Genomic DNA, 25,576 nt, shown 5'->3' on the forward strand with positions numbered 1-25,576 from the left:
TTGGGCCCGTTCCCAGAATCAGACTAGGCGCGATGCGGCGGATGCAATACCGGCCAGAGGATTGAGTGCGAACCAACACAAGGGGCGCGTTTCATCCCTTTGTCGTAAGACGCAACGGCCATGACGGCTCCAAATCGCACCGATGCAGGGCACATCCAGGCGGATCCGCGCCCGATTCCAGGTTGACGCCAGCCCGTGTTCTGCACTACGCTCCTTGAGTCGCACAACCGCTGCGACACATTTCCCAGCACGATGACCGCTACCGCACTCAACCTCCGCCACGCCGCCGATGCCTCGCGCATCGATGCCGCCGTGCGCGCGTGCGTCGCGGGCCTGCTGTCGTGCCGCGCCCTGGGCGCTTCCTCGCTACTGCTAAGCCTACCGATCGGTTGCCGGGCCTAGAGCCCTGTGGCAGTTCGGCAGCCTTTCGCCACCGTTTTTCCGTCCGTTTTCCGTTTTTGACGCATTCGTCGCATCTTCCCTTAGCGAGGAAGGAGATTTCTCATGCCCATGTTGCAGGATCCATCCACCAAATATCGCCCCGCCGCCACGGTCGACTTGCCTGACCGAACCTGGCCGTCGCGCCAGATCACCCGCGCGCCGCGCTGGATGAGCACCGATCTGCGCGACGGCAACCAGGCGCTGATCGAACCGATGAACAGCGCGCGCAAGCTGCGATTCTTCGAGCAACTCGTCAAGATCGGGCTCAAGGAAATCGAAGTGGCATTCCCCTCTGCATCGCAGACCGATTTCGATTTCGTGCGGATGCTGATCGAGGAAGATCGCATCCCCGAGGACGTCAACATCGTCGTGCTGACCCAGGCACGCGATGACCTGATCCGCCGCACGGTGGAGTCCGTGCGCGGCGCCAGGCGCGCGACGGTGCATCTCTACAACCCGATCGCGCCCGCATGGCGCCGCATCGTGTTCAATGCATCGCGCGAGGAGATCAAGGAAGTGGCCGTCTCCGGCACGCGCCTGATCCGTGAACTGACCGATGCCATGCCGGACACCGCATGGACCTACGAGTACTCGCCCGAAACCTTCAGCCTGGCCGAACTCGACTTCTCGCTCGAAGTATCGGACGCGGTGTCGGCCGTGTGGGAGCCCGATGCCAACCAACCGATGGTTCTGAATCTTCCGACCACAGTGGAATGCAGCACCCCCAACGTGTTCGCGGACCAGGTCGAATGGATGCATCGCCGTCTGGCGCGGCGCGAGCACATCGTGCTGTCGGTGCATCCGCACAACGATCGTGGCACTGCCGTGGCCGCGGCGGAACTGGCCGTGATGGCCGGTGCCGATCGCGTGGAAGGCTGTCTGTTCGGCAACGGCGAGCGCACCGGCAATGTGGATCTGGTCACGCTGGCGCTGAACCTGTACACACAGGGCGTGGACCCGCAACTGGACTTCTCCGATATCGACGAAGTGCGCCAGTGCGTCGAGCACTGCAATCAGTTGCCTGTGCACCCGCGTCATCCGTACGTGGGCGATCTGGTCTTCACGGCATTCTCGGGTTCCCATCAGGACGCGATCCGCAAGGGATTCGCCCAGCAGAAGGACGACGCGATCTGGGAAGTGCCTTACCTGCCGATCGATCCGGCCGATCTCGGCCGCAGCTATGACGCGGTGATCCGTGTGAACAGCCAGTCCGGCAAGGGCGGCATGGCCTATCTGCTCGAACAGATGCACGGCATCTACATGCCGCGCCGCCTGCAGATCGAGTTCAGTCGGGCGGTGCAAGCCATGACCGATGACACCGGGCTCGAGGCCAGTGCCGCGGATCTCTACGCACTGTTCCGCCGCGAGTATCTCGACGTCGAGGCGCCACTGCGCTACGTATCGCATCGCATGGTATCGGCCAGCGACGCCGCCGCGGAAGTGGAGATCGATATCGTGCGCGATGGTCGTCCGATGCGCATGCGTGGCACGGGCAATGGTCCGATCGATGCGGCAGTGGATGCGTTCACGCGCGGCCTGGGCGTGGCGGTGCGTGTGATGGACTATCACGAGCACGCCATGACCACCGGCGCCGATGCCAACGCGGCTTGCTATGTGGAAGTGCGCGTCGCGGGCTCGATCACGGGCTTCGGCGCGGGCGTCGATCCCAGTATCGTCACAGCGTCACTGAAGGCCGTGGTCTCCGGTATCAATCGCCATCTGCAAACCCGCGACATGTCGGAAGCCGTGGAGGCCAGGGCGGCCTGATGACTGGCGGATGCCCTGCATCCGAGAAAACCGGTGTGCCCTCCCCCCAGAGGGCACACCGCGAAAGACGTCCTCTCGGACGCCCACGACATGCGCGGTGCACAACCACGTGCGCACAGCGTACGGCGGAGGCCGCGTGGGCGCCACGAATCATTCCGCATGTGGTTAGAAGCCCTGTCCGCACAAGCTTGATCGCGGTTTGCACAAAGCTGTAGCGATCTGTCGCGCACAGGCGACGATCAATCCCCCTTTCAATAACAGGGTGATTCTTGCTTGTGCTACGTCAAGGTCTGCAAGGGAACCAAGGGACACACTGGGCGCACATTTTCAATGTCCAGTGCTTTCAGACCATGACCACTACCCTCTCTCCCCGCCGCAAGACCCTTGTTTCCTCCATCTGCATGGCGCTGACCGCCGCCACGATCGGCGCGCTCTCGGCACCGGCCGTGGCCGCCGACGAACAGCAGAGCAACTGGATGATCCGCCTGCGCGGCACGTTCCTGAACATGGACAACAAGTCCGACCCGGTTGGCGGTGTGGGCGCATCTGATCGGATCAGCGTCAACAACAAGTGGATTCCGGAACTGGACGTTACCTACTTCATCGTGCCGAACATTGCCGCTGAACTGGTGCTGACGATCCCGCAAAAGCAGGATGTCCGTCTGGATGGCGCGAAGATCGGCACGTTCAGCCACCTGCCACCGAGCCTGCTGCTGCAGTACCACTTCATTCCGAATGGCACCTTCCGTCCCTATGTTGGCGCTGGTGTGAACGTGACGCGAATCTGGGGCGCGGACATCGCCGGCAACACGCTCGGCCTGGACCGCTGGAGCGTGGGCCCGGCCCTGCAGGTCGGCATGGACTACAAGGTAACCAAGAACTGGTTCCTCAACGTCGACGTCAAGAAGATCTGGATCTCGAGCAACGTCTACGCGAATGGAACAGGCCAGAAGGTATCGAACGTGCAGCTCAATCCGTGGCTGTTCAGCGCCGGTGTCGGCTATCGCTTCTAAGCGGCGATTTTTCTCCTCCTTGTCAAACGGCTGAGCTCGCGACGGCTCACTCCGATTCCAGGCGCGCGGTGATACCGCGCGCTTTTTTTCGTTCAGTAAGACAAGGAGGAAGGTGTCTTATCTGAATGCAGGCTCGTCGAAGCTGCGCAGCTTTCGCGAGTGCAGTTGTTCGACGCCGTTCTCACGCAGTATGCGGATCGCCTCCAGCCCGATGGTCATGTGCTGGCTCACACGCTGACGGTAGAACGCATTCGCCATGCCGCGCAGCTTGAGTTCGCCGTGTAGCGGCTTGTCCGATACGCACAGGAGCGTGCCGTAGGGCACACGCAGTCGGAAGCCATTGGCGGCCACCGCGGCGCTCTCCATGTCGATGGCGATCGCGCGTGACTGGTTGAAGCGCGCGTAGAGCGACTTCGATTTCAGTTCCCAGTTGCGATCGTCGGTTGACACCACCGTGCCTGTGCGCATCCGTGTCTTCATCTCGGTACCGGACAATCCCGTCACACGCGCCACTGCTTCCTGCAATGCCACCTGGATCTCGGCGATCGGCGGCACCGGCACCCAGGGCGGCAGGTCGTGGTCGAGCACGTGGTCGTCGCGCACATACGCATGCGCCAGCACGTAGTCACCAAGCTGCTGCGAGCGGCGCAGCCCGCCGCAGTGGCCCACCATCAGCCAGCAATGTGGGCGCAGCACGGCGAGGTGGTCCGTCATCGTCTTCGCGTTGGAAGGCCCCACGCCGATGTTGACCAGCGTGACACCCAGCCCATCCTCGCGCACGAGGTGGTAGGCCGGCATCTGCGGCAATGCGCGTGGACGTGTCGCGTCATCCGGCTCCTGCTCGCCGAGTTGCTGGATCACGTCGCCGGGCTCGACAAAGCGCACATAGCCATCGCCACCGTCACCGGCCATCAGCGAACGGCCCAGTGTCACGAACTCGTCGACGTAACGTTGATAGTTTGTGAACAGCACGAAACGCTGGAAATGCTGCGGCGCGGTACCCGTGTAGTGATAAAGCCGCTGCAGTGCCAGATCCACACGCTCCGCAGAAAACAGCGACAGCGGCCAGGCTTCGCCCGGAGTGGGCTCATACGTGCCATTGGCGATCGAGTCATCAATGCGGCTCAGTTCCGGCAGCACGAATGACGCCTCGAGTTCACGCGCCTGCGTGTAGCTGATATCGGTGGTCGATGCTTCGATCACGAACGGCAGCGGGATCGGTCGGCGCGAAAGCCCTACCACCACCGGCACGCGGTGATAACGCATCAGGCGCTCGATCTGGTCGCGGTAGTAGTCGCACAGCAGGTCCGGCCGCGTCACCGTGGTGCCATAGACCCCGGGATAGGCCACCGTGCCCCAGGAAGGCCGGCTGTCGGTGACCATCGTCTCGAGATTGACCGAGATGCCCAGGTATGGATAGCACGCGTGCGCGGCCGACGGCAGCGGCTTGCCCTGGGCAAACGCGTCAAATCGCGCGCGCACGGCGGCCACTGAGCTGTCATAGATCTCGCGGATACGCGCCAGCGCGCTATCTGCGTCGTTGAACTCGGCAAGCTGATCTGCCGGGTGGGCGGAGGAGAAGATCGTGGCATTCATGGCAGGCATCATACCGCTAGCCCAAGGGACACGACAGGGCCCCGCGCGGGCCCTCGTGCGGCACCGAACGAGGGGGCTTAACGGACAAAGTTGTTTGACGCAGCCGTGTTCGCTTAGCTACACTCTGTCGCCAAAACGCGCGAACCATACGCGCGCCCGTGGCGGAAGGCACTGGCGTACCCCCACTTTCGTGGGAGTAAGGCGTGCGTGCCCAAGTACCAGGCTGGAGGAATCGTCAATGGAAATCCGCAACCCGTTGCCCGCAGATATCGAGGCAGCCCGGCGTCTGCTTGCCGCCAATGGTTGGGAACAACAGGTCAGCAATCCCGAACGGTTCGCGCAGCTCATCGCCAACTCGCAACGCGTCGCAGTGGCGGTGGAGGGCGGCGAGGTCATCGGCTTCGCGCGCGCGCTCTGCGACGACATCGCGAACGGCTATATCTCGATGGTTGCCGTAGCGCCACAGCATCGTCGCCGCGGTGTCGGCCGCGCACTGCTGCGGCATGTCATGGGCAACGATCCGGATATCACCTGGGTTCTACGCGCGGCGCGCTCGTCGGAAGCCGCATTCTTCGGCCAACTCGGGTTCACGCCGTCGATGGTGGCGATGGAGTGGCGGCGCCGCTGAGCAAGCCCGCCACAAGGTCTCACTCATCAGGTCTCACAGCAGGCATCACGGGCTCAGGCATCACGGCGCGGAATTTTGCGCCATGGCACGACGGAATTCCGCTTCCGTGCCCTCCATGTGGAACAACTTGCCTCCCGGCGCGAAGCGGTCGGCGCTGGACAGGCCTCCCACCACCACGGGCTGAAAGCCCGCATCGCGTACCAGCCTGCCGGCAATGATCAGCGCGCCGGCATCGTTCCCCGCCATCGGCACCGCCATCAACGGCCCCTTGCGATTGCTCTCACGCGCGAAGGACCCCGCGCTCGTGAAATTGAAGACACGCACGACGCGCGCGCCTGGCAGGTATTTGGCGGTGGTCACCCCGATGCCATTGGCTTTGACCTCCTCGACGATCGCCCCATCGCGCGGCGCGACAGCGTTGGTGGCGTCGAGCACGATCTTGCCCTTCCAGTCATGCTGGCTGCCCAGTTCGGGCAACGCGCCGTAAGGCACGGCAAGCAGGACAACATTGGAAAACGCCAGGGCCTGGTCCACGGTCCCTGGCCTGTGCCAGCGATCCCAGTTTCTCGACCAACGGCTTGAGTTCTTCGGGATGGCGCGACGAGAACATCACCGGATGCCCCACACCCACCCAGATACCCCCGATCGTGCCGCCGATGTGGCCGGCACCGATGACGCCGATCTTCGATCTCGGCTTGCCGCGTAGTGACTGTGCCGACGCCGGCAACGCCACGGTGCCCAACGCCGCGGACGCCACCCCGATCAGGAAACCGCGCCGCTCACTCCGAAACCCCTTGCCTGTCTGGCTCATGACACGCTCCAGTCGTTCCGATCCAGACACTCTAGGCGAAATCACGGCACGTGGCGGCGCAAGTTGTCACGGGAACGCCCTGCCAGCGCAAAGCGTACCCGTTTCTGCGTGAAGCGAACTTACTCGGGCTGGATGTTTGCCGCCTTGATGATGCGGCCCCATTTCGCCGATTCCTGCGCCTGGAACTTCGCAAGTTCGGCCGGCGAACTTGTGAACACGTCGGTACCGGTCGACTGGTAGAAGGTGGCGGCCGTCTCGCTCCTGGCGGCCTTGACCAGCATCTGGTTCAGCTTGCCGACCACTGCGGGCGGCGTGCCGGCCGGCGCATAGGCCGCAAACCAGTAGCTCATCTCGTAGCCCTTCACGCCAGCCTCGTCGATCGTCGGCACGTCAGGCGCCAGCGGCGAGCGCGCCTTGCCAGAGACACCCAGCGCGCGCAGCTTGCCGCTCTTCACCTGCGGCAGCCCCGTCGCCGTGTCGGTGATCATCATCTGGATCTGGTTGCCGAGCAAGTCGGTGATCGCCAGCGGGTTGCTCTTGTACGGCACATGCAGCAGTTCCACGTGCGCCATCTGCTGGAACAGCTCGCCGGCAATGCGCGACGAAGAACTGCCGCTGCCGAAGCTGAGTTTGCCCGGCTCCTTCTTTGCCAGCGCGATGAACTCGCCCACGGTCTTGGCCGGTACCTGCGGATTGACCACCATGATCTGGCCGCCACGGCCCAGCGCCGTCAGCGGCGCATAGTCCTTGACCGGGTCGTACGGCAGCTTCTTGAACAGATGCTCATTGGCTGCGTGCGTCGTGTTGGTGGTGATCAGCACCGTATAGCCATCGGGGGCGGCCTTCGCCACGTCGCCGGCGGCGATGAAGCCATTCGCGCCCGGCTTGTTGTCGACCACCACGGTCACCTTCGCTTCCTGCGTCACGGCCTGGCCCACGGCGCGCGCGAGCTGGTCCGTCGCGCTACCGGCCGCGAAGGGCACGACAAAGCGGATCGGCTTGTCGGGAAATTCGGCCCACGCACTGCCGGCCGGCAAGGCCAGGCACGTGAACGTAGCGAAAGCGAGTAGGGCTGCGGGGGCCTGCGGCCTGCGAAACGCGGACATCTGTGTCTCCTCCAGTTGTTTTGTGATGGAACAGCTTGGCAATCATGAAGCGCCGCCGGCAAACCGCGGCGGCAAGGGAATCGGCATGTCCAGCAGCAGAAACGCCAGCGCCTTGCCGTGTGTATCGAGATTGAGCGCATCGTTGACGCCGCCATCGAGCGCGCCATCAATGACGAAGTTCATCGCGTGGATCGACGGCACCAGATAGCGTTTCACGGCCCCGGGGTGCCGATGCGCAAACAACGCGCGCACCGCATCTTCGGTCACGTGCGCGACGAGGTGATCGAAATCGCGGGCATCGTAGGCAATCACGCTGATGTTGGAGCGGTCGCCCTTGTCGCCGGTGCGGCCGTGAGCAAACCGGTAGAGCTTTGTGGTTACGGTCATGGCAGGCTCCGGTCAGGACAACAGGGTATGGCGCGGCGCCACGGCGGAGCGCGGCGCCAGACACGACATCGCGTTAAGGCGCGCACGCAATGCCGTGCGCACGCCACCACCGCCCGCGGGGCCGCAGGTGTAGAGCGCATTGACCTCGCGCAGCAGCGCCTGGGCCACCGCCTTGTCCTCGTGCGCAAGGGCGGCGCGCAGGCGCACATCGCGTGCCTCGGCCTCATGCGGCTGCAGCCGCGCCAGCATCTCGCCGGCGTCATCGGCAAACACGCTCAGGACGCCGATCAGGTCGAAGCGGATCGGCACGTCGAAACCAAGCCCCTTCATGCGCTTGCCAAGGATGTCGGCAGCCAGTCGCGCACGCGCCGCCGCATTGGGGCCTGCATACGAGATCTCGCCCTCGGCAATCCACCCGCCCTGGTAGAACAGGTTGACCTTGAGCGTGTCCGGACGCGCATGGCCTCGGATATTGCGGACAGCTACGCGATCCGGACCGACCTGCGCGACGGTCACCTCGCCGATATCGGCGACCACGTCGGGGGTCAGGTAGGCGCAGGGGTCGTGCACCTCGTACAGAAGTTGTTCCTTCACGGTGCGCAGATCCACGCAGCCGCCGGTGCCAGCCGCCTTGAAGACCTCGATGCCACCATCGGCATCGAGCCGCGCGATCGGAAAACCGACGGCGTGTACATCGGGCACGTCCTTCATGCCCGGATCGGCAAAATAGCCGCCGCTGACCTGCGCGCCGCATTCGAGCAGATGGCCGGCCATCGTCGCAGCAGCCAGGCGATTCCAGTCATCCCAGGCCCAGCCGAAGTGCGCCATCGCCGGACCCACAGCCAGCGCGGGATCGGCCACGCGGCCGCACACCACCACCTGCGCGCCGTCGCGCAGCGCATCGGCAATGCCCTGCGCGCCGATGTAGGCGTTGGCGCAGACGAAACGCGCCTCCGGGAAAGTGTCGCCGACGATACCGCGCAGCAGCGCCCGACCTTCGTCGTGCGACAGGTCATCACCCTCCACGACGGCCACACGCGGCACCGGCAGACCCAACTCCACCGCCAGCTCGCCGATACGACGGGCCGCCGCACGCGGATTGGCCGCGCCGAAGTTGCCGACGATCGGAATGTCGTTGACCAGGCACAAACCGAGGACTGGCGTCAGGAGCTGGTCCAGCAGCGGTTCGTAGCCATGCTCGGGATCGTCGCGACGTGCCAGTTGCGCAAGTGCCAACGTGCGTTCGGCCAGCGTTTCGAAGATCAGCGCGGCAGGTCCGCCCGCGGCAATCAGCGTGCGCACCACTGGCAGGGCGGCGTCGGTGCGGTCACCGGAAAATCCGGCGCCGGAGCCGATCAGCAAGGGGACAGTCATGGCGTTTCCGAAACTCGAAGAAAAGGACGGCGAACCCATTCTAGGTCTCGCAGGCTCTCACTAACAAACGGATGATTTGGATTAATCTATCGATATCTCCGATAAATCCCCACTACCCGAGCCATGCTGTCGAACCTGTCGGTCAAGCACCTGCGCGCTTTCGTTGCGCTGGCCACCCATCGCAATTTCACGCGCGCTGCGCAGGCGTGCCACTTGTCCCAATCGGCATTCAGCGCGTTGATCCAGACGCTCGAGGAACAGGCGGGCTGCCGGCTTTTCGAACGCACCACACGACATGTGGACCTGAGCACCGACGGGCGCCGATTCGAGGAGATGGCGCGTCGGCTGCTGGGCGATTTCGAAGCGGCCTTCGATGATCTGCGCGACCATGCCGAGCGCCGCAAGGGTCGCGTGGCGATCGCTGCGCTACCGTCGCTCGCGGGCGGCGACCTGCCGCCGTTGCTGGCCAGCTTCCACCAGCAATATCCCGGTATCGCGCTCGAACTGCACGACCAGCTCGCCGACGGCTGCATCGAGTTGGTGCGACGTGGACAGGCCGACTTCGCGCTGGCGCCCGCGCCGGCCCAGGACGCCGACCTGCGCGTCGAAGCGCTGGTGCGCGATAGTTTCCATCTGGTCTGCCCGGCCGATCACCCGCTGGCCGGGAAGCGGCGCGTTACGCCACAAGCCCTGGCCGGACTGCCATTTATCCAGCTGTCGCGCACCAGCAGCGTGAGGCAGCACCTCGATGCAGCTCTGCATCCGCTCAAGCTGAACGGAGTCATGGAAGTCGAGCACCTGGCTACCGTGGCGGCGCTCGTCGAGGCGGGTCTGGGCGTGTCGGTCGTGCCAGCGCTGGCGCTATTCCAGTTCCGGCGCGAAGGGCTGGCCATCCGGCCCATGCAAATGCCCACGCTGGTGCGCGACATCTGCGTGGTACGGCTCAAGGATCGGGGCGATTCGGCGGCGGCAACCGCGATGCTGGATTGCCTGCGCGCGCATTACCGGAGCGGCAGGCGCTAGAGCTAGACCTGGAGGATTGGGCTCAGAAGTGGCCGAGGTAGCCGCCATCGACGGCCAGCACCTGCCCTGTCACGTACGATGCCGCCGGCGAAGCCAGGAACACCACCGCGCCCGCCACCTCTTCCGGTTGGCCCCAGCGGCCCAGTGAGGTCCGGTTGCGCAGCCACTCTGCCACGGTCTTGTCGGCCACCATCGTCTGATTTGGCTCGGTAGCGAAGTATCCCGGCGCAATGGCGTTGACGGTAATGCCCTGGCGGCCCAGATCGGCGGCCATCGCACGCGTCAGCGCATCGAGTCCGCCCTTGGTGGCGGGATAGAGCACGTCATTGGCGCGCGCCACCTGGCCAGCGATCGACGTGACATTGACGATCCGTCCATACCCGCCACGCTGCATCCATTGCGCCGCATGACGGCACAACGCATAGGGCGCGACGAGGTTGGTCTCCAGCATCTGCCGCAGGTCGGCCGCATCGAGGTGGGCCATCGAATTGCGATTACGCGCGCCGGCATTATTGACGAGGATGTCGAGCCGCCCGTGACAGGCGACGATATCGTCGAACGCCGCGGCCACGGCGGCTTCATCGGTGATGTCGAGAACGAGCGCCTCGGCGCCTAGGCCGTTGGCCCGCAGTTGCGCGACGGCTTCGTCCACGCGCGCGGCGTTGCGCGCGCAGATCAGGACGTGCGCGCCAGCGGCGGCCAGGCCGGCGGCAATCGCCTGGCCAAGGCCCTGCGCACCGCCCGTGACCAGTGCCACGCGGCCGGTGAGCGAGAAGGGATGGGCTGTGGATGCATTTTCCATGCGGGGAAATATACCGCAGCCCCCCGGTCTTCAGCGAATCAGCTTGCCGGTCGACGAGACGATCGACATTTCCACGAACGAGGAACCAGTGTGGCGCGTCGGACTATAGCTGATCAGGATGCCGCCGAGATCGTAGTCGCGCAGGCCTTCAAGCGCCGCCACGAGCTTCTCGCGTGTGGGCTCAGGTCCCGCGCGGCGCAACCCCTCGACCAGCACCTTTGCCGACATGAAGCCCTCCATGCCCGCATTGCTCGGCTCCACCTTCTGCGCCTTGGCCAGGCCGCGATATTCGCTGGCAACGCTCATCTGGCTCGAGTTCATGCCCGGCACCACCTGCGTGATGATCAAGCCCCGGGCATCGTCGCCCAGTTCCTTGATGAACGAATCGGCTGCGTTGTTGGACAGCGTGACGAACTGCGCCTGGCTACCGGCCTTCTTCATCTCGTGGATGATTCGGGCAGCCTCCGAGCCCGAACCGATCACCATCACGGCCTGCGGATCGGCCTTGTTGACGCTGGCCACACCCTGGCTGATATCCCCCATCGGGCGATTGAACGACGCCGCGCCAGCTGGCTGCACGCCACGTGCCTGCAAGGCCGTGTTGAACCCCTCGAAGACGTCCTGCCCGAATCCGTCGTTGGCGTAGAAGATCGCGATCCGGTTCATGCCGGATGTGGCCAGATGATTGATCGCCCTGGCCACTTCATCCTGGTATTTCGCGCGCACGTTGAACACGTAGCGATTGACCGGTCGATGCAGCGTGATGGCCCCGGTCAGCGGCGCCACCAGCGGCACCTTCTCCGCGCCGATGATCGGCAGGATGCTCTCGTTCTGCGGCGTGCCACGCACCATGAACAGCGCGAAGACCTTGTCGTCGGCAATCAGCTTGCGCACATTGCCGGGCGTGCGTTTGGCATCGAAGCCGTCGTCATAGGTCAGCAGTTCGATGCGCCGGCCCGCAACGCCGCCGCTGGCATTGACCGCATTGAGATAGACCTGGGCACCGGCGATCTGCTCCTTGACCGAGCCCGCCACCGGGCCGGTGACGCCGGCCGACTGGCCGATGCGGATGGTGTTCTTGGTGATGCCGGGTTCCGCGTGTGCCGCGATGGGCGCGACAAACCCGAGCGTGGCGGCGAATATGCCGCACGCGAACTGCCTTGCGTTCATTGTTGACCCCTCCAGTAGCGCTGGTGTGTTTGATTTTTAAGCGCGCCGCGCAACTGCGGCGGCATGGGGACGGTAACCCAATGGGTGGCAATGAGCAAACAAAGCGGCGGATAGGGCGGAATTTGGCGCAAAAAGTGCGGTGAAGTGTTGCTGCGGCATCACACCGGAAACCTGAAGACTCCGGTACCGGTTTCAGGTGTGGCCGCAGCATGGCGCGTGATGGGACACACGCCGGGGCGCGCCACGACGGGCGCGCGAAGGGAGAGGCCTGGCCCCGCTTGGATCAGGGGAAGGCCGGTACAGCAGGATCCAGGCCGGCGAAGGACGCTTCGGGGTGCGCCTTCTGCAGCAGCGCCTCGACTTCTTCAACACGGCCGCGCGGCACATCCACCATCAGCAGCAGTTTGCCTGCCTCGATGTCCTTCTCGAACGACCGTAGTCGACTGTTCGGCGCCGAGCTGCCGATCATGCTCGCGGCCCACGCGCCAAACACGGCGCCCAGCACGGCGAGCACGCCGACCAGGCCCCATTGCGGAGAGTCGCTGACGATCGGGAACATCGCCACCACCACACCGGCCACGATACCGACACCACCGCCAACCATCAGACCCATTTCCGCAGCGTGAACGATGTCCGAAGTCTGGAACAGGTTTGCCTCGTGCAGACCCGTCATGTCGGCGCCATCGCGTCCCACGAAATGGATGTGGCTATTCTCGATGCGAGCCAGCAGCAGGTCGTCCATGGTACGGCGCGCGCTCGCCAGGTCGGGCAACAACCAGAAGATCCGTTTGCGCATGACTAGCCTCCTCTGTCAGGCCGCCCCGTACTCTGATGATCCGTCTTCGGGACGGGTTAGTAGCTGTTCTACTCTCTCCACGAAGCCTGCGCAAGGTACCGAATGGATGACGGGAAGTGGGGTGCCAAACGGAGAATTTCGCGCGTCACTTCGCCTGTGCGAACGCCATCAGAATGTGATCGGTAGACGCACCGTCACCGTCAGATCCGGTGTGTCTCGCGTCAGGCCCGCGCCCACCGAAAGGTTCAGTGTGTACCGGTTGTTGAAGCGATAGGAGTAGCCCACGAGCAGCGTGCCCTGCGTGATGCGCACGGAGCCTGGGACGGTCTGCCCGTTCTGCTTGGTCGGCCAGATGATGCTCTGGTCGTAGCCGATACTGAACGACGCGTGCTCGTTGAGCGACAGGCCCATGCCAAAGTTGAACTCGAAGATGTCTCCCGGTGCGATCTTGCCGAGGAATTCCTGCTGGCCGTTCAGCACGGTGCGATAGATGTTGTCACGCGCGAAGTTGTGCAGGTAGCTGAAGGTACCAAAGAACACCGCCGGATCGGTCGGCAACAGCCACGTGACGCCAGGCTGGATTGCCTGGAAGCCGGTGCCGGTCGGCATGCCCAGCGGCAACCCGGTGCCGGTAGTGTTGCTGACACAACGGGTCACGCAATCGGTCACCACCTCGAACGGATCCTTGCCGGTGTTCGACTTGTAGCGCAGCCAGCCGATGAAGTACGGCATCTTCTCGTTGCCGTAGTTGAGCTGGTAGCGCAACGTCGCCTCAACGTCGCCCAGGCCGCTGCCGCTCGCATTGAAGGCGTTGTCGACGGCGGTGCCGGTGAAGATTTCGCGGCTGACGGTATCGCTGCTCGAATGCACGTACGGCACCTTGGCTTCGATCTCGAGACGCTTGGTAATGCCGTAGCGGAAGGCCATGGACGTGATGTACGTCGACGTCTTGATCTCGCGCACGTCGATCAGGCCGATCAGCAGCGCGGGAATCACCGTGTAGCCGACCAGTACCGCGCGGTCACTCGACGAGTAGCCGTACTGGAAGCTCGGTTCGATCACGATCTTGCCCTGGGGCGTGAGTACGCCAGGCTGGTCGAAGATTGGCGCGATCTCTGGTGGACGCGTATCGCGCTCCGGCGGCCTGCCCACCGGTTGTTCGGGACCCGCGGCGGACTCGCCTTGCTGGTCGCCCTGCGCGGCCTGGCCCTGCTGCACGTTCTGTGGCGCCACGGCCTGCGGCGGCGCGTCGGATGGCGCCTGTTGGGCCTGTACGCCTTGCTGGGCCGTGCTGTTGATCTGTGTGGCGCTGGCGCCCGCCGCGGCCGCGGCGGCATTGGTCGCCATGTTGCTCGGCGTCACGCCGGTGCCTACCCCGGCCTGGCCACCACGTTTGCGCGCCAGCGATTCGCTATCCACCGTGCTGCGCAGTTCGCGGATCGTGGCCTCCTGTTCGGCCAGCGCCCGTTTCATCGCCTCCAGCTGCTTCGCCTGTTCGGTCAGTTCCTTCTGCAGCGTTTCGAGCTTGGCGGCCGCCGGCGGCCCATCGTCGGGCGGAGTCTGCGCATGAGCCATGCCGCCAAGCAGGCACATCGTAGAGCAACTGGCAAGACCAATGCCCTGCAGCGAGCGCTTCTTCATGACGTCTACCTCCCCCGAGGACGGCGGGCAAAAACGCTAAGGCCCGCTACCAGTTCGTCGATGTCTTCCTTTCCACGACCAAAGTTTCCTGCGACTGCCTTATTGCTGTTACTTCATGCCGGCCATTGTTGGAATGACGCTGTTCAGCGCGGTGTTTGCCATTTGCGCGCGGAATGCCGCCAGCGTGTTCACGCTGGCGTTGATCGTCATCAGGCTCTGGATATTCTGGTTGTTGAGGGTATTCTGGATAACCGTGGCCGGCATGTTCGCTACCGAACCTACGTTCGCGGTGTTGGCCGCGCCGTTCTGTATCACCGTGAGCAGGCCGTTGGTGACGACCGTGCCCGCCGCCGCGACGGCGGTCGCGGCCTGTTGTTGCGCTACGCCGGCGGCGCCCGTTGCCTGGGCGATCCCGCCGCTTGCTGCTGCAGTCGAAGTGGACGCCGCGACACCGGCAGCGCCTTGCGCGCTGGCTGCCGCGCCATTCGCTGCCGTGGTCGCGGATTGTCCCGCCTGACCGGCCTGACCCGTTGCAGCCTGCGCGGCAGCAATCGCCGCGCTCGCTATGCTGTTGGCGCCGGTTACGGCAACAGTCACCGGCGCCAGGGCCTGTGCGAGTTGCGCGGCCTGTGCCGAGGTGATGCTGCTGATGTTGGGAATCGTGATGCTCGTGGCCACGGCCAGCGCGCCATTGACGAAGACGGCGCGGTCAATACCGAAGCCAACCTGCAAACCGGCGACATCGAAACCGCCACGCGATTCTTCAAGCCGCGCCTGCGCGACCGGCTTCCACCTGGCCATGCCGTCGCGTGCTTCGGCCACCTGCGCAGCGGGCTCCCGCGTGGCCATTGTCATGGCAGCCACGAGCGTGTCCCCGATGGGGTGATGCCGCGCAACGGACGCCTTGTCCACCGGTTCTACTCCCCGCGCAGGCGCTTCGGCGATCGACTCGACAGCTTTCCCGGACACGTTCTCCGCGACGTTGTCCGCAACGATGGGGTCTGCGGCACGCGCCGCAACAGTGATTGGATCTTCGGATAGCGCCGACAGCTGTTTCGGCGTCGGCATTGCAGGCAGGTCGATGGCGACTGGAGTCGCCACGCCCGCGGTATCGGCTGACTCGGGTGCCAAGGTCTCGACACCGGCGTGGGCATTGCCCGCGCAGGCCAGCCCCGCGCCAAGCAGCACGGCCGCGGTTGTCGACCTGGCCGTGCATCTTGGTGCGGGTGAAATGGTTGTCTGGACCATGATGTTCCTCAGCTCAGAAATCGGCGGGGCCATGCTTTGGCATGACGGTGAAGAACAGACTGTCTCGCGGAACTCCCATCCAGTAAGGGCCCGACGGCGCCACGCGCCAGTCGGCTGCCAGGTTGAATCGCGCGCGGTCCGTGCGATTGTGGATAACGAACAGCAACTGGCTGTCCCAGATCTTTTCGAAGTGATCGCGCTCGATGGAGCGGGTGCCGCGCGCGGGGTCACCGATCAGCACGCGGTCGCCCTTGATCCCCTTGATCACGACGAAGTGGTGATAACCGTTCTCGACGATCAGCACGATCGCCGGAATCTGCGCTTCCTCGAGCTTCGATAGCGGCAACTCGTAGCCGTCGGCCAGGAACCCGCGCGACTCGAGGAACCGCTTCATGTCAAGCAGGGAGAATCCTTCCGAGCGGATCTTGGCCTGATCGCCGTTGACATACATGTTGGCGAAGACCGTCTCTTCATTGACGGGGAATCCGTACTGAAAGGTCAGTAGCGTGGCCACGGCGGCCGAGCCGCAGCTGAAGTCGTATTGCTGTCGGATGGTCGTGCGGAAGCGCGCTTCGCGCAGGCTGGTCACGGGCACTGTGTAAGAGTTGCCCTGATCGCCCGGAATGCGAATGGTATCGGCGCGGGCTTCGGCGATGCCACCCAGCGCCACCGCCAGCGTGGCGGCTGCCAACAGCAGGCTGCGCATGATCATTTGAACTGGACGTTGAGGATGGTCGCGTTCTGGATCAGTACGTTGTTGCCCGAATTCTGGATCACGGTCGGCAAACCCGCGGCATTGGCGAACGAACCGTCCGAGACATAGTTGCTGCCCGACAGCGTGTTGATGGCAGCGTTGCCGCCCACGGTGCCGTTCAGGCGCATGTCGTTGACGACCAGTTCAGCGCCACCGCGCACGTCGTCGAGCTTGCTGCTCGCGACCGCATTGGCTGTCGTGCCGAAAATATTCAACTTGGGGGCAGCATCCGGCGTTACCGCCGTCACGCTTGCCGCCGCGCCCGCCACAACAGTGGCTGCGCCCGTATCACTGCTTGCCACCGCGACGGCCGTGGCGGATGCCTCGGCGACGGGGGGCCCCGCAATAGCCTGCGCAAACGGCCAGGCCAGGATGGCTGTCGACATTGCCAGGACAGCTCGGCGATGCAATCGCATGGTGCGTCTCCTCATGCCCCGAGGCACGGCCCCCCATCCGGGCCGCCAGCGTCGGAAGCGATTTCGGACCTACAGGCGTCTGATGCGGCAGAGCGGTCGACAAACAATGCCGTCGGCACGCACTGCCCCATCCGATTCAACCCTGCGGGTGCTGTACCGTTCCGTGCGGAACGGTACAGACGCTCGAAGGACTTACTTGCCGACTGCCAGGTTCGCCTGGACGTTGACGCTTTGTTGCACCAGCGACGACATGCCGCTGTTCTGGTTGGCCATCATGATGCCGGCTGCGGACTGGCCGACGCTGGACATCATGTTCGACATGTTGAAGGTGCCTGCATCGACATAGTTGGTGCCGCCGTTGCCGCCAGCGCCGCCAACCGCACCGTTGCCGGTACCACCCGTGCCGCCCATGCCCACGCCACCAGCACCGCCAGCGCCAGACGAAGCGCCAACCGCGCCATTGCCTGCCGTTGCGCTGCCATTCGACGCCATGCTGCTTGCGCTGCCGTTAGTGGCTGCACCGCCAGCGCCACCGTTGCCGGCAACACTGTTCTGCGCACCACCGGCGCCGCCGGTCGAAGTCGCGGCGCCACCAGTTGCCGCGCCGGCAGTCGAGGTGTTGGCGCCGCCAGCACCGCCAGAACCAGTGCCTGCGCCGCCTGCGGCAGCTGCCGTAGCCGCACCGCCTGCACCACCTGCACCGCCCGTGCCGCTACCCGCGCCACCAGTGCCCGAAGCAGTACCACCGGTGCCATTGCCACCCGCTCCGGAAGTAGCCGAGCTGTTGCCGGCATTGCCATGGACCTTGCCGAGCGCGGACCCAGCAGCGCTGTCGCCGCCCAGGCCACCGCTGGCGCCCAGAGCACCGCCACCGCTACCCTTGGCATTGCCGCCGTCGCCACCGAAGCCGCCCAGGGCGCCGGCACCTGCGGCTCCGCCACTGCCCTTGCCCGAGCCGCCGAAGCCGCCTACGCCAAGGCTCGCCGTGAGCGCGCCGCCACCGTTGCTCTTGGCGTTGCCGCCATCGCCAGCCCAGCCAACGGCCTTGCCGCCTGCCGCGCCATCGCCAGCGGTTGCGCTGCCATTGGAGGCATAACCCGCCTTGGCGCTGCCATTGATTGCCGAGCCGCCGCTGCCGCCGCCGCCACCAGCGCCGCTAGCGCCACCCGAACCACCCGAGCCGCCCTTGCCGTCGCCGCCATAACCGGCGCCACCCTTGCCACCCGCGCCACCATTGGCGGTGCCATTGTTGGTGGCAACGTTACCGATGTTGTGGATGTAGTTGCCGGTCACATAGCCTTCAAGCTTGCTGATGGCCAGCGCCTTGCTGGAGTTGAACGAGTTGGTGAAGTTGGCGGTAGCCGTACTGCCATTGGCCGCAGCGGCATTGCCATAGCCGTGCATGTCCTGATCGGTGTGATTCTTGGAGTTGGTGTTGGTGTTGGTGGTGTTCTTCGTCTTGTTGGTGGTCGACGAGGAAGAGTTTCCATTAGCCTGGAGAGCCGTCGAATTTTCATTCGCAGATGCACCAGCACCGCTCTGCGTGGATGTTGCCGTCGCATTCTGGGTATTGGTGGTGCCGGTCTTTTCGTTGTTGTTCGTCGGGTTTGCCAGCGCCTGGCCACCTATGCCAAAAGCCAGCGCAATCGCCGACGCAAGTAATGTCTTGTTCATACGTTGCTCCCAGGAGAATTTCACATTGCGGCTCAGCCTCCGGCCACCGCTCATACAGCCAGAACGCCGGCTGGAGGTTCAGGTCCCGCACGGTTGCTGGACCAGCCTTCCCCTGCGCATATTCAGTGCCAGCACGCATGGCGCGCGGCGCATCCCGTTGAAATACAAAGGCTGGCGCGGAATTCCCTGGGAACTTTTTCCGTTTGTTGTGCGCCGCACATTCACCAGGAACCTGTGCATGGGAGTAGACATGTCACAGCGGTGTGACACCGATTTTGGCCGTCAGGCGAACCGGCCCGGCACGTCCGAAAAAAATGCCAGAAATTCAATGTGTTATGACCGTACGAGCGACACGCTGAAGACGGCAACCCGCGTAACGGCGGTGAAACAGCGATGCCACCGCCCCCCAACCATCCCCCCCCAAGGTGCCGGCAAGCCTGACTAGTCAGTGTCGGCTTCGTCATGCTGCAAGCGCGTGAAACCGGGCCGCGCGGACATATGACTACGCCCCGGTGCGCAGGAATCGCCGCTGCACACCGTCTTTTCTTGCGGCTGGCGGACGTTCGATGCCGTCTCGCAACACATATGGTCGCGGATTGTGCTTCGCACGCCGCGAGTGCGTTTGATGCTGGCCGCCATGTCTGATTTAAAGTACATTACACGCGTCTAGGACTTGTCAGCGCTTACGCAAGGGAAACCATGAGTGAAGCCGTCGTTCCCCTGTATCACCAGATTTACGTGGTGCTCCGCCAGCAGATCGTGGAAGGCCGCTTCGGCCAGGGCCCGCTGCCAGGCGAAATCGACCTTGCCAAGCAATTTCACGCTTCGCGCGTGACGATGCGGCGCGTGTTCGACCGCCTGGTTCAGGAAGGCCTGGTCCGCCGCCATCGCGGACTCGGGACGTTCGTGAACCCGCATCCAGTCAGGCCGCAGGTCACCGAGGAACGCGCCACGAGCCTGCTCGGCGCCATCATCGACATGGGCGAGAAGACCGCGGTCAAGGTCATCTCGATCGACGAGGTGCACGCCACCCCTGAAGTCGCGGAAGCGCTGCAGATCCAGGTGGGCGATCCCGTGGTCAAGATCGTGCGCGTGCGTCACTACCGCAACCGCCCTCTGTCCCACATCACGGTCTACCTGCCGATCGACCTGGGCCGCTCACTGACCCGCAAGGATCTGGAAAACACGCCGATGCTGCGCCTGCTGGAAGCCGCCGGTGTGGAGCTGGGCCGCGCGTCGCAAGTGCTGACGGCCCGCCTGGCCGACGTGGTCGTGGCCCCGCTGCTCGACGTGCCCGTTGGCGGCGCGCTGCTGGCCGTGCGCCGCGTGGTGCTCGACAAGAACGGGCGTCCGGTGCAACTGCTGATGGGCCAGTATCGACCCGACCGCTACGAGTACCGCATGGAACTGTCGCCAATGGGCGGCGGGGACAGCGCCAACGTGTGGGTGGAGAACGAAACCCGCACGGGCCTGCGCGACTGACCTGCGGGCGAGGCCGGAACCCACTCCTCGTACCGGCCTCGCGACGAATCAGAATCGGGCGATACTGCGCACTCCACATCACAACCGAGGAGCTTTCGTCATGCCAGTCGTTCGCCCGGGCGAGCATCAGCCTGCCTGCAAGTCTGCCCTGCAATCCACCAGCAGCCGGCGGCGCGCATCCTGTGCAGCGCTGCTCGCGCTGGCCGCGTGGTGCATCGCGCCTTCCGCACAGGCCGCGCAAGCTGCGATCGCTGGCGGCAAGCCTATCCGCATCCTCGTAGGCGCGCCCGCGGGCGGTACCACCGACACGCTGGCACGCACGATCGCCCAAGAAATGTCGCAGACGCTGGACCAGCCCGTGGTGGTCGAGAACCGCCCCGGCGCAGGCGGCAATATCGCTGCCGACATGGTGGCCAAGAGCCCGGCCGACGGCACTACGCTGCTGATGAGCTTCACCAGCCATACGATCAACGCGACGCTGTACAAGAAGCTGCCGTTCGATCCGATCCAGGACTTCACGCCGATCACGCTCGTGGCCACCGTGCCCAGCGTGCTGGTGGCACGGCCCAACCTGCCCGCCAACAACATCCCCGAACTGATCCGTCTGGCCAAGTCCGAGCCGGGCAAGCTGAACTTCGGCATCGGCGCGGTGGGATCGTCGGTGCATCTGGCCGGTGACATGTTCAAGATGATGACGGGAACGTATATCGTCAACATCCCGTACAAGGGCACCACGCCCGCCATCACGGATCTGCTCGCGGGGCAGGTTGACCTGATGTTCGCCAGCACGATCAACGTGGCGCAGCACGTCAAGGCCGGCAAGCTCAAGGTGCTCGGCGTGACCAGCCCGACGCCGCTGCCGCAGTTTCCGGGCGCGCAGCCGATTGGCGCCACCGTGAAGGGTTTCGAGTCCAGCGCGTGGTTCGGCCTGTTCGGCCCGGCCAATCTGCCGCCGGAGATCACACAGGCCCTGTATCAGGCCGCACGCCACGGGCTCGAGCAGCCCGCAGTGCGCAAGCGCCTGGAAACCGATGGCGCGCAGCCCAGTGCCATGCCGCCCGAGGCGTTCGCGAATTTCGTGAAGCAGGACGTCAAGCGCTGGGCCACGGTGGTGAAGTATTCAGGAGCCAAGCCCGAATGACCCTGCCGCACGGCAAGACCGCGGTCGACCCCAGCCAACTGCCCGCCACGCTCGCCCAGAAACTGGTCGCTCGCGCGGCAGGTGTGTCGCATGTCACGCCAGGATCGGTGGTGATGTGCAAGGTCGACCTGGCCATGTCGCACGACTCGAGCGGACCGCGCCGCGTGGCGCCGCTGCTGCGCGAACTCGGCGCAAAGGTCTGGGATCCGTCCCGCTTCGTGGTGGTCACCGACCACTACGTGCCTGCGGCCGACCCCGAAGCCGAATCGATTCTGCGCTTCACGCGCGACTGGGTGCGTGAAGCGGGCATTCAGAACTTCATCGACAACGAAGGCATCTGCCACGTGGTGCTGCCCGAGCGCGGCCATATCCTGCCCGGACGCTTCATCGTCGGCGGCGACAGCCACAGCCCCACGGGCGGCGCTTTTGGCGCGTACATGTTCGGTATCGGCGCCACGGAAATGGCCGGCGTGCTGGCCACGGGGGAGATCTGGCTGCGTGTGCCGAACACGATCCGGGTCGAGTGGCAGGGGACGCTGTCGGACGGCGTTTGCGCCAAGGACATCATGCTGTTCCTGTGCGCCACGCTGGGTATGGCGGGTGGCCGCTACGAAGTGATCGAATACACCGGGAGCACGGTAAAGACGCTGTCGATGCAGGAGCGCATGACGCTCACGAACATGAGCACCGAACTCGGTGCGCAAACGGCGCTGATCGCGCCGGATGCCACGACGATGGCCTGGCTTGCCGATGCCGGCGTCGATGCCGCCACGCTCGCCGCGATCGAACCGCGCCAGTGGCGCAGCGATGCCGACGCACCGGTACTGGCCACACATCGCTTCGATGCCGGCACGCTGGTACCGCAGGTAGCCGCGCCGCATTCGCCGGCCAACAGCGGCCCGGTCGACCAGGCCGCCGGCGCGCCGATCGAGATCGCCTATCTGGGCGCCTGCACCGGCGCCAAGCTCGAAGACCTGCGCATGGCCGCGCGCGTGCTGCGCGGGCGCAAGGTGGCACCGGGCGTGTCGTTGAAGGTCGCGCCGGCCTCGCTGCGCGACCAGCAACAAGCGGCCACCGAAGGGACGCTCGGCGTGCTGATGGATGCCGGCGCGGAGCTGCTGCCGAACGCGTGCAATGCGTGCGCCGGCTACGGCGCCACACGCTTTCCGGCCGGCAGCCGCGCCATCGCCTCGACCGCGCGCAACTTCCCCGGCCGCATGGGCGATGCAGGTAGCGCCGTATGGCTGGCATCGCCCATGACCGTGGCTGCCAGCGCCGCCACCGGCTGCATCACTGACCCACGCACGTTACTGGCATGACCCCGGCTCCGGATTTCCACCCCCCGCCCTCTGGCCGCATCTGGCGCTTCGGCGAAAACGTCGATACCGACGCGATGGCGCCGGGCCGATTCATGAAGGACGGGCTCGATGTGCTGGCAAGCCACTGCCTGGAAAACCTGCGGCCGGAGTTTCCGGGCGCGGTCAAACCCGGCGACGTCATCGTGGCGGGCAGCAACTTCGGCATGGGGTCTTCGCGTGAGCAGGCAGCCCAGGCATTGAAGCATCTTGGCGTGGCGGCCGTGCTGGCGTCGTCGTTCGCCGGGCTGTTTTATCGCAACGCGATCAACATTGGGCTGCCGGTGCTGGTGTGCGCGGATACGGCCGCATTGGCCGACGGAGCGCGAGCCACGTTCTTCCTCGATGCGGCCGAGATCAGGCTCTGCGATGGCCGGCGCGTATCCTGCGAACCGGTGCCCGATTTCCTGCGCGCACTGTTGCACGCGGGCGGGCTGGTGCCGCACCTCAAAGCCCGCCTCAATAAAGTCTGAGACCTGGTGTCAGTGGGCAGCCGGCCCGTTGCTGAGGTGTCCTGACTCACCACCTCCTGACACACCACCATTGCGCGACCAGGCACCATGCGTGGCCAGGGGCGGTGCGACGGCAGCGGCCTCGCGCAGCAGCGACAGCGCCTCGTCATCCGAGGTCTGCGTGAAATCGAGATAGAACGCGCCGACCGCGCCAAAGTTTTCGGGGATATTCAGGCAGACCACGCGATCCGCCACGGCGCGGAGCGTGTCGAGGCCATCCACGGATCCCACCGGCACCGCCGCCACGACCTCCGCGGCACCCGCCATGCGCACGGCATCGAGCGCCGCACGCATCGTCGCGCCGGTAGCCACGCCATCATCGACAACGATCACGCGCCGGCCCGCCATCGCGGTAACGGGGTGCCCCTGGCGATACCGCTGCTGTCGACGGCAGATCTCGCCAAGCTGACGGCCGCGTTCCGCATCGAACGCGCCAGACTCCAGCGCGCGGCGTGCCCACGGGTCGTCGTTGACGACCGTATGCGGCCCGCTGCCACCGGCATCGCCCTCGACCACGGCACCAAGCGCCAGTTCCGGATAGCCGGGCGCGCCAATCTTGCGCACGAGCAGCACATCAAGTGTCGCGTCGAGCATGCGTGCGACTTCGTAGGCAACGGGAACGCCACCGCGTGGCAAGGCCAGCACAAGTGCCGGATCGCCATCATGTGAGCGGGAACAGCCAAGCGCGGCCAGATGACGACCGAGGTACTGGCCCGCCTCGCGGCGGTTGGCAAAAGATGGCGGAAGACTCATAACGGGCTCCCCCAGGCTGGCAGGAAAGATGGGATGCAAACCGCGCCGGGCGCGGCTCCACAGCCACTATAGTCCTGGCCGAACAGCCCGGCGGCGCTTTGTTCGCGCTGTCTTTGCGACACGACAAACCCACAACATATGCAGGGCCGTTGTTGTGATGAAAGCGCTTGATGTGCGGTGCATATCCGCGATTGATGGTGGAACTGGAACAGTCTTTTCGGGCGGATGCCGCTGATTCCTCCGCCAGGCTTGGGTAGGATGCACTGCGTGACGGCAATCCCGTCCGGTTCCTTGACACGCGGTGCCCAGGCGGCCCGCCCTGAATGAGTGAGCGTTACCGTGAATCCGCAACAGATCTCCCGCACCAACGACGAGGCCAAGCAACCGGAGGCCGACCTCGACATCCCCTTCGGCTCGCTCGACGCGGCCGCCATGGCCGAGCTGCCGTACACGTTCCGGCAAACCGGCACGTGCACGCGCTACTACCAGGAGTTCTTCGGCTGAGTATGGGAATGGCGGCGGGCCGGATGCAACCGGCCGCCGCGAACGCCCATCTGGCGCCTGTAGCCCCTTCCTCCGCCGTCAGTAGGTCTTGTACGGCAGGAACTTGCCGGACATCTCGATGCGAACGCGATCGCCGTTGGGATCGGGTTCGCGCTGCAGGTCCATGCGGAAGTCGATGGCACTCATGATCCCGTCGCCGAATTCCTCGTGAATCAATGCCTTGAAGGTCGTGCCGTAGACGCTGATCAGTTCGTAGAAGCGATAGATCAGCGGGTCCGTGGGCACCTGCGTGGGTAGCGAGCCCTTGTAGGGCACGGCACGCAGCCACGGTTCGGCCTCGGCGGGAAGCCCGAAGATCTCCATCACGGCGCGCGCACCGGCTTCATCGAAGGCCATCTGGCCCAGGCAGGCCGCGGTCGTCCATTCCTTGCTCTTGCCGACACGTTCGGCTACATCGGCCCATCGAATGCCACGCAGCACCTTGGCTTCGATAATCAGGTCGGTCACGTCACTACGATTCATGGTCTCTCCGTTCGTCATGGATGAATGCGGAGAGGACGTGAACACCGGCGCGCCTGTGCTCGCCCCTGCCCTTGCTCGCCTATGGCTATGGCTATGGCACCTGGGTGCGATCGATGACCGCCACGGCATCCGCGCCATCGACGCCGCCGTGGGCACGGGCGAATTGCGGCACGGTAAGCGGGCTCAGACCTTCAAGCGCCTGCAAGACCAGCACGATGAGCATGACCGGCATGACGTCCTCCCTCGGGATTACGGCGAACTCATTGGCGCAAACTTCATGCCACCGGGCCAGCGGCATCCGCGCCCTGCATTTGACGCATCGTGGGGCAATCCGGGCACTGGCCGCCGCCACGGACACGCATTGCGCACCATGTCCGGGCACCCGCCGATTCCGGCTCAACCAGCGAAAGCGTACCCGTTTCTGCGTCCAACGTGGGGAACGTCTCCTGCGATGACAGGGGTCCTCCGATACCGCAACCGAGCCCCTCGCATCGGAAAATCTTTGCACGACTCATTTCCGATGTAACGCCACATTATTTGGCGCGCCATCGCGCGTGCATGTCCGAGCGTTCGCGTCACATTCCTCCAAACCCTTGCCAGTCAAGGGCTGGCGGGTTATCTGTCAGGTCAGAAAACAAGCGGTCGGCGCGTTGCGGCGTG

Annotated in this window: 25 protein-coding genes and 1 pseudogene; 10 read left to right on the forward strand and 16 right to left on the reverse strand. The window is 64.8% G+C overall.

Going from position 1 to position 25,576, the window contains the following annotated elements:
* The first annotated feature begins 252 nt into the window (after positions 1-252).
* The 3 genes from WD006_RS22850 (at position 253) to WD006_RS22860 (ending at position 3,221) form a co-directional block, all read left to right on the forward strand.
* A complete protein-coding gene (locus WD006_RS22850; protein WP_011518094.1) occupies positions 253-402 on the forward strand; it encodes a hypothetical protein in 150 nt (49 codons plus the stop codon).
* Positions 403-510: 108 nt separating this feature from the next.
* Positions 511-2,208, forward strand: a complete 1,698-nt coding sequence (gene leuA / locus WD006_RS22855) for a 2-isopropylmalate synthase (RefSeq protein ID WP_175582393.1) — start codon at positions 511-513, stop codon at positions 2,206-2,208.
* A 350-nt stretch (positions 2,209-2,558) separates the two neighbouring features.
* On the forward strand, positions 2,559-3,221 hold the full coding sequence (locus WD006_RS22860) for an OmpW family protein (RefSeq protein WP_375198994.1): 663 nt from the start codon (positions 2,559-2,561) through the stop codon (positions 3,219-3,221).
* Positions 3,222-3,338: 117 nt separating this feature from the next.
* On the opposite strand, the gene WD006_RS22865 is transcribed toward WD006_RS22860, so the two are convergent.
* On the reverse strand, positions 3,339-4,829 hold the full coding sequence (locus WD006_RS22865) for an AMP nucleosidase (protein WP_011518091.1): 1,491 nt from the start codon (positions 4,827-4,829) through the stop codon (positions 3,339-3,341).
* A 226-nt stretch (positions 4,830-5,055) separates the two neighbouring features.
* Between WD006_RS22865 and WD006_RS22870 the strand changes: the two genes are divergently transcribed.
* On the forward strand, positions 5,056-5,445 hold the full coding sequence (locus WD006_RS22870) for a GNAT family N-acetyltransferase (protein WP_008646522.1): 390 nt from the start codon (positions 5,056-5,058) through the stop codon (positions 5,443-5,445).
* Positions 5,446-5,505: 60 nt separating this feature from the next.
* Here the strand turns inward: WD006_RS22870 and WD006_RS22875 are convergent.
* The 4 genes and pseudogenes from WD006_RS22875 to WD006_RS22890 form a co-directional block, all read right to left on the reverse strand.
* Positions 5,506-6,256, reverse strand: a pseudogene (locus WD006_RS22875) (NADPH-dependent F420 reductase).
* A 119-nt stretch (positions 6,257-6,375) separates the two neighbouring features.
* Complete coding sequence (locus WD006_RS22880; RefSeq protein WP_011518089.1) at positions 6,376-7,362, reverse strand: Bug family tripartite tricarboxylate transporter substrate binding protein; 987 nt, start codon at positions 7,360-7,362, stop codon at positions 6,376-6,378.
* A gap of 42 nt (positions 7,363-7,404) precedes the next feature.
* Positions 7,405-7,749, reverse strand: coding sequence for an AtuA-related protein (locus tag WD006_RS22885; protein WP_011518088.1), 345 nt, complete (start codon positions 7,747-7,749; stop codon positions 7,405-7,407).
* A 12-nt stretch (positions 7,750-7,761) separates the two neighbouring features.
* Positions 7,762-9,123: an acyclic terpene utilization AtuA family protein gene (locus WD006_RS22890; RefSeq protein ID WP_029308681.1), complete on the reverse strand. Its 1,362-nt coding sequence runs from the start codon at positions 9,121-9,123 to the stop codon at positions 7,762-7,764.
* Positions 9,124-9,246: 123 nt separating this feature from the next.
* On the opposite strand from WD006_RS22890, the gene WD006_RS22895 reads away from it, so the two are divergent.
* Positions 9,247-10,146, forward strand: a complete 900-nt coding sequence (locus WD006_RS22895) for a LysR family transcriptional regulator (protein WP_029308682.1) — start codon at positions 9,247-9,249, stop codon at positions 10,144-10,146.
* Between the two features lie 22 nt (positions 10,147-10,168).
* Here the strand turns inward: WD006_RS22895 and WD006_RS22900 are convergent, their stop codons facing one another.
* The 8 genes from WD006_RS22900 to WD006_RS22935 all read right to left on the reverse strand — a co-directional run bounded on the left by WD006_RS22900 (position 10,169) and on the right by WD006_RS22935 (position 18,647).
* Positions 10,169-10,948: an SDR family oxidoreductase gene (locus tag WD006_RS22900; RefSeq protein WP_011518085.1), complete on the reverse strand. Its 780-nt coding sequence runs from the start codon at positions 10,946-10,948 to the stop codon at positions 10,169-10,171.
* A 30-nt stretch (positions 10,949-10,978) separates the two neighbouring features.
* Positions 10,979-12,118: an ABC transporter substrate-binding protein gene (locus WD006_RS22905; protein WP_008643458.1), complete on the reverse strand. Its 1,140-nt coding sequence runs from the start codon at positions 12,116-12,118 to the stop codon at positions 10,979-10,981.
* Between the two features lie 283 nt (positions 12,119-12,401).
* Positions 12,402-12,914, reverse strand: coding sequence for a hypothetical protein (locus WD006_RS22910; RefSeq protein ID WP_008643456.1), 513 nt, complete (start codon positions 12,912-12,914; stop codon positions 12,402-12,404).
* 168 nt (positions 12,915-13,082) lie between these two features.
* On the reverse strand, positions 13,083-14,555 hold the full coding sequence (locus WD006_RS22915) for an acetate kinase (protein ID WP_011518084.1): 1,473 nt from the start codon (positions 14,553-14,555) through the stop codon (positions 13,083-13,085).
* A 108-nt stretch (positions 14,556-14,663) separates the two neighbouring features.
* Positions 14,664-15,803, reverse strand: a complete 1,140-nt coding sequence (locus WD006_RS22920) for a hypothetical protein (protein ID WP_029308683.1) — start codon at positions 15,801-15,803, stop codon at positions 14,664-14,666.
* A 13-nt stretch (positions 15,804-15,816) separates the two neighbouring features.
* Positions 15,817-16,515, reverse strand: a complete 699-nt coding sequence (locus WD006_RS22925) for a C39 family peptidase (RefSeq protein ID WP_011518082.1) — start codon at positions 16,513-16,515, stop codon at positions 15,817-15,819.
* A complete protein-coding gene (locus WD006_RS22930) occupies positions 16,512-16,973 on the reverse strand; it encodes a hypothetical protein (RefSeq protein WP_011518081.1) in 462 nt (153 codons plus the stop codon). Before WD006_RS22930 ends, WD006_RS22925 begins: the two co-directional genes overlap by 4 nt.
* A gap of 192 nt (positions 16,974-17,165) precedes the next feature.
* Positions 17,166-18,647, reverse strand: a complete 1,482-nt coding sequence (locus tag WD006_RS22935) for a hypothetical protein (protein WP_011518080.1) — start codon at positions 18,645-18,647, stop codon at positions 17,166-17,168.
* 699 nt (positions 18,648-19,346) lie between these two features.
* On the opposite strand from WD006_RS22935, the gene WD006_RS22940 reads away from it, so the two are divergent.
* The 4 genes from WD006_RS22940 (at position 19,347) to WD006_RS22955 (ending at position 23,098) form a co-directional block, all read left to right on the forward strand.
* Positions 19,347-20,129 (forward strand): GntR family transcriptional regulator, encoded by a 783-nt coding sequence (locus WD006_RS22940; RefSeq protein ID WP_011518079.1) that lies wholly within the window; start codon positions 19,347-19,349, stop codon positions 20,127-20,129.
* Positions 20,130-20,229: 100 nt separating this feature from the next.
* Positions 20,230-21,270 carry a tripartite tricarboxylate transporter substrate binding protein gene (locus WD006_RS22945; protein WP_029308684.1) on the forward strand — a complete coding sequence of 347 codons (1,041 nt, stop codon included), beginning with the start codon at positions 20,230-20,232 and terminating at the stop codon, positions 21,268-21,270.
* Positions 21,267-22,589: a 3-isopropylmalate dehydratase large subunit gene (locus tag WD006_RS22950; RefSeq protein ID WP_011518077.1), complete on the forward strand. Its 1,323-nt coding sequence runs from the start codon at positions 21,267-21,269 to the stop codon at positions 22,587-22,589. Before WD006_RS22945 ends, WD006_RS22950 begins: the two co-directional genes overlap by 4 nt.
* A complete protein-coding gene (locus WD006_RS22955; RefSeq protein WP_011518076.1) occupies positions 22,586-23,098 on the forward strand; it encodes a 3-isopropylmalate dehydratase small subunit in 513 nt (170 codons plus the stop codon). The genes WD006_RS22950 and WD006_RS22955 overlap by 4 nt, the downstream gene beginning before the upstream one ends.
* Before the next feature lie 9 nt (positions 23,099-23,107).
* On the opposite strand, the gene WD006_RS22960 is transcribed toward WD006_RS22955, so the two are convergent.
* Entirely contained in the window at positions 23,108-23,890 is a 783-nt protein-coding gene (locus tag WD006_RS22960; protein WP_029308685.1) for a phosphoribosyltransferase, read from the reverse strand.
* Between the two features lie 339 nt (positions 23,891-24,229).
* On the opposite strand from WD006_RS22960, the gene WD006_RS22965 reads away from it, so the two are divergent.
* Positions 24,230-24,394 (forward strand): hypothetical protein, encoded by a 165-nt coding sequence (locus WD006_RS22965; RefSeq protein WP_011518074.1) that lies wholly within the window; start codon positions 24,230-24,232, stop codon positions 24,392-24,394.
* Positions 24,395-24,472: 78 nt separating this feature from the next.
* Here WD006_RS22965 and cynS read toward each other — a convergent pair whose 3' ends face one another.
* Complete coding sequence (gene cynS / locus WD006_RS22970; RefSeq protein ID WP_029308686.1) at positions 24,473-24,916, reverse strand: cyanase; 444 nt, start codon at positions 24,914-24,916, stop codon at positions 24,473-24,475.
* 91 nt (positions 24,917-25,007) lie between these two features.
* The gene (locus WD006_RS22975; RefSeq protein WP_017510937.1) at positions 25,008-25,148 is read right to left on the reverse strand and encodes a hypothetical protein; all 141 of its coding nucleotides are present in this window, start codon (positions 25,146-25,148) and stop codon (positions 25,008-25,010) included.
* Between the last annotated feature and the right edge of the window lie 428 nt (positions 25,149-25,576).

The organism is Cupriavidus sp. Met-2 (assembly GCF_049843575.1).
Classification (GTDB): Bacteria; Pseudomonadota; Gammaproteobacteria; order Burkholderiales; family Burkholderiaceae; genus Cupriavidus; species Cupriavidus metallidurans.

Coding starts and splice junctions, on each gene's coding strand:
- WD006_RS22850 (WP_011518094.1), top strand. CDS start 253: ATGACCGCTACCGCACTCAACCTCCGCCACGCCGCCGATGCCTCGCGC.
- leuA (WP_175582393.1), top strand. CDS start 511: ATGTTGCAGGATCCATCCACCAAATATCGCCCCGCCGCCACGGTCGAC.
- WD006_RS22860 (WP_375198994.1), top strand. CDS start 2,559: ATGACCACTACCCTCTCTCCCCGCCGCAAGACCCTTGTTTCCTCCATC.
- WD006_RS22865 (WP_011518091.1), bottom strand. CDS start 4,829: ATGATGCCTGCCATGAATGCCACGATCTTCTCCTCCGCCCACCCGGCA.
- WD006_RS22870 (WP_008646522.1), top strand. CDS start 5,056: ATGGAAATCCGCAACCCGTTGCCCGCAGATATCGAGGCAGCCCGGCGT.
- WD006_RS22880 (WP_011518089.1), bottom strand. CDS start 7,362: ATGTCCGCGTTTCGCAGGCCGCAGGCCCCCGCAGCCCTACTCGCTTTC.
- WD006_RS22885 (WP_011518088.1), bottom strand. CDS start 7,749: ATGACCGTAACCACAAAGCTCTACCGGTTTGCTCACGGCCGCACCGGC.
- WD006_RS22890 (WP_029308681.1), bottom strand. CDS start 9,123: ATGACTGTCCCCTTGCTGATCGGCTCCGGCGCCGGATTTTCCGGTGAC.
- WD006_RS22895 (WP_029308682.1), top strand. CDS start 9,247: ATGCTGTCGAACCTGTCGGTCAAGCACCTGCGCGCTTTCGTTGCGCTG.
- WD006_RS22900 (WP_011518085.1), bottom strand. CDS start 10,948: ATGGAAAATGCATCCACAGCCCATCCCTTCTCGCTCACCGGCCGCGTG.
- WD006_RS22905 (WP_008643458.1), bottom strand. CDS start 12,118: ATGAACGCAAGGCAGTTCGCGTGCGGCATATTCGCCGCCACGCTCGGG.
- WD006_RS22910 (WP_008643456.1), bottom strand. CDS start 12,914: ATGCGCAAACGGATCTTCTGGTTGTTGCCCGACCTGGCGAGCGCGCGC.
- WD006_RS22915 (WP_011518084.1), bottom strand. CDS start 14,555: ATGAAGAAGCGCTCGCTGCAGGGCATTGGTCTTGCCAGTTGCTCTACG.
- WD006_RS22920 (WP_029308683.1), bottom strand. CDS start 15,803: ATGGTCCAGACAACCATTTCACCCGCACCAAGATGCACGGCCAGGTCG.
- WD006_RS22925 (WP_011518082.1), bottom strand. CDS start 16,515: ATGATCATGCGCAGCCTGCTGTTGGCAGCCGCCACGCTGGCGGTGGCG.
- WD006_RS22930 (WP_011518081.1), bottom strand. CDS start 16,973: ATGCGATTGCATCGCCGAGCTGTCCTGGCAATGTCGACAGCCATCCTG.
- WD006_RS22935 (WP_011518080.1), bottom strand. CDS start 18,647: ATGAACAAGACATTACTTGCGTCGGCGATTGCGCTGGCTTTTGGCATA.
- WD006_RS22940 (WP_011518079.1), top strand. CDS start 19,347: ATGAGTGAAGCCGTCGTTCCCCTGTATCACCAGATTTACGTGGTGCTC.
- WD006_RS22945 (WP_029308684.1), top strand. CDS start 20,230: ATGCCAGTCGTTCGCCCGGGCGAGCATCAGCCTGCCTGCAAGTCTGCC.
- WD006_RS22950 (WP_011518077.1), top strand. CDS start 21,267: ATGACCCTGCCGCACGGCAAGACCGCGGTCGACCCCAGCCAACTGCCC.
- WD006_RS22955 (WP_011518076.1), top strand. CDS start 22,586: ATGACCCCGGCTCCGGATTTCCACCCCCCGCCCTCTGGCCGCATCTGG.
- WD006_RS22960 (WP_029308685.1), bottom strand. CDS start 23,890: ATGAGTCTTCCGCCATCTTTTGCCAACCGCCGCGAGGCGGGCCAGTAC.
- cynS (WP_029308686.1), bottom strand. CDS start 24,916: ATGAATCGTAGTGACGTGACCGACCTGATTATCGAAGCCAAGGTGCTG.
- WD006_RS22975 (WP_017510937.1), bottom strand. CDS start 25,148: ATGCCGGTCATGCTCATCGTGCTGGTCTTGCAGGCGCTTGAAGGTCTG.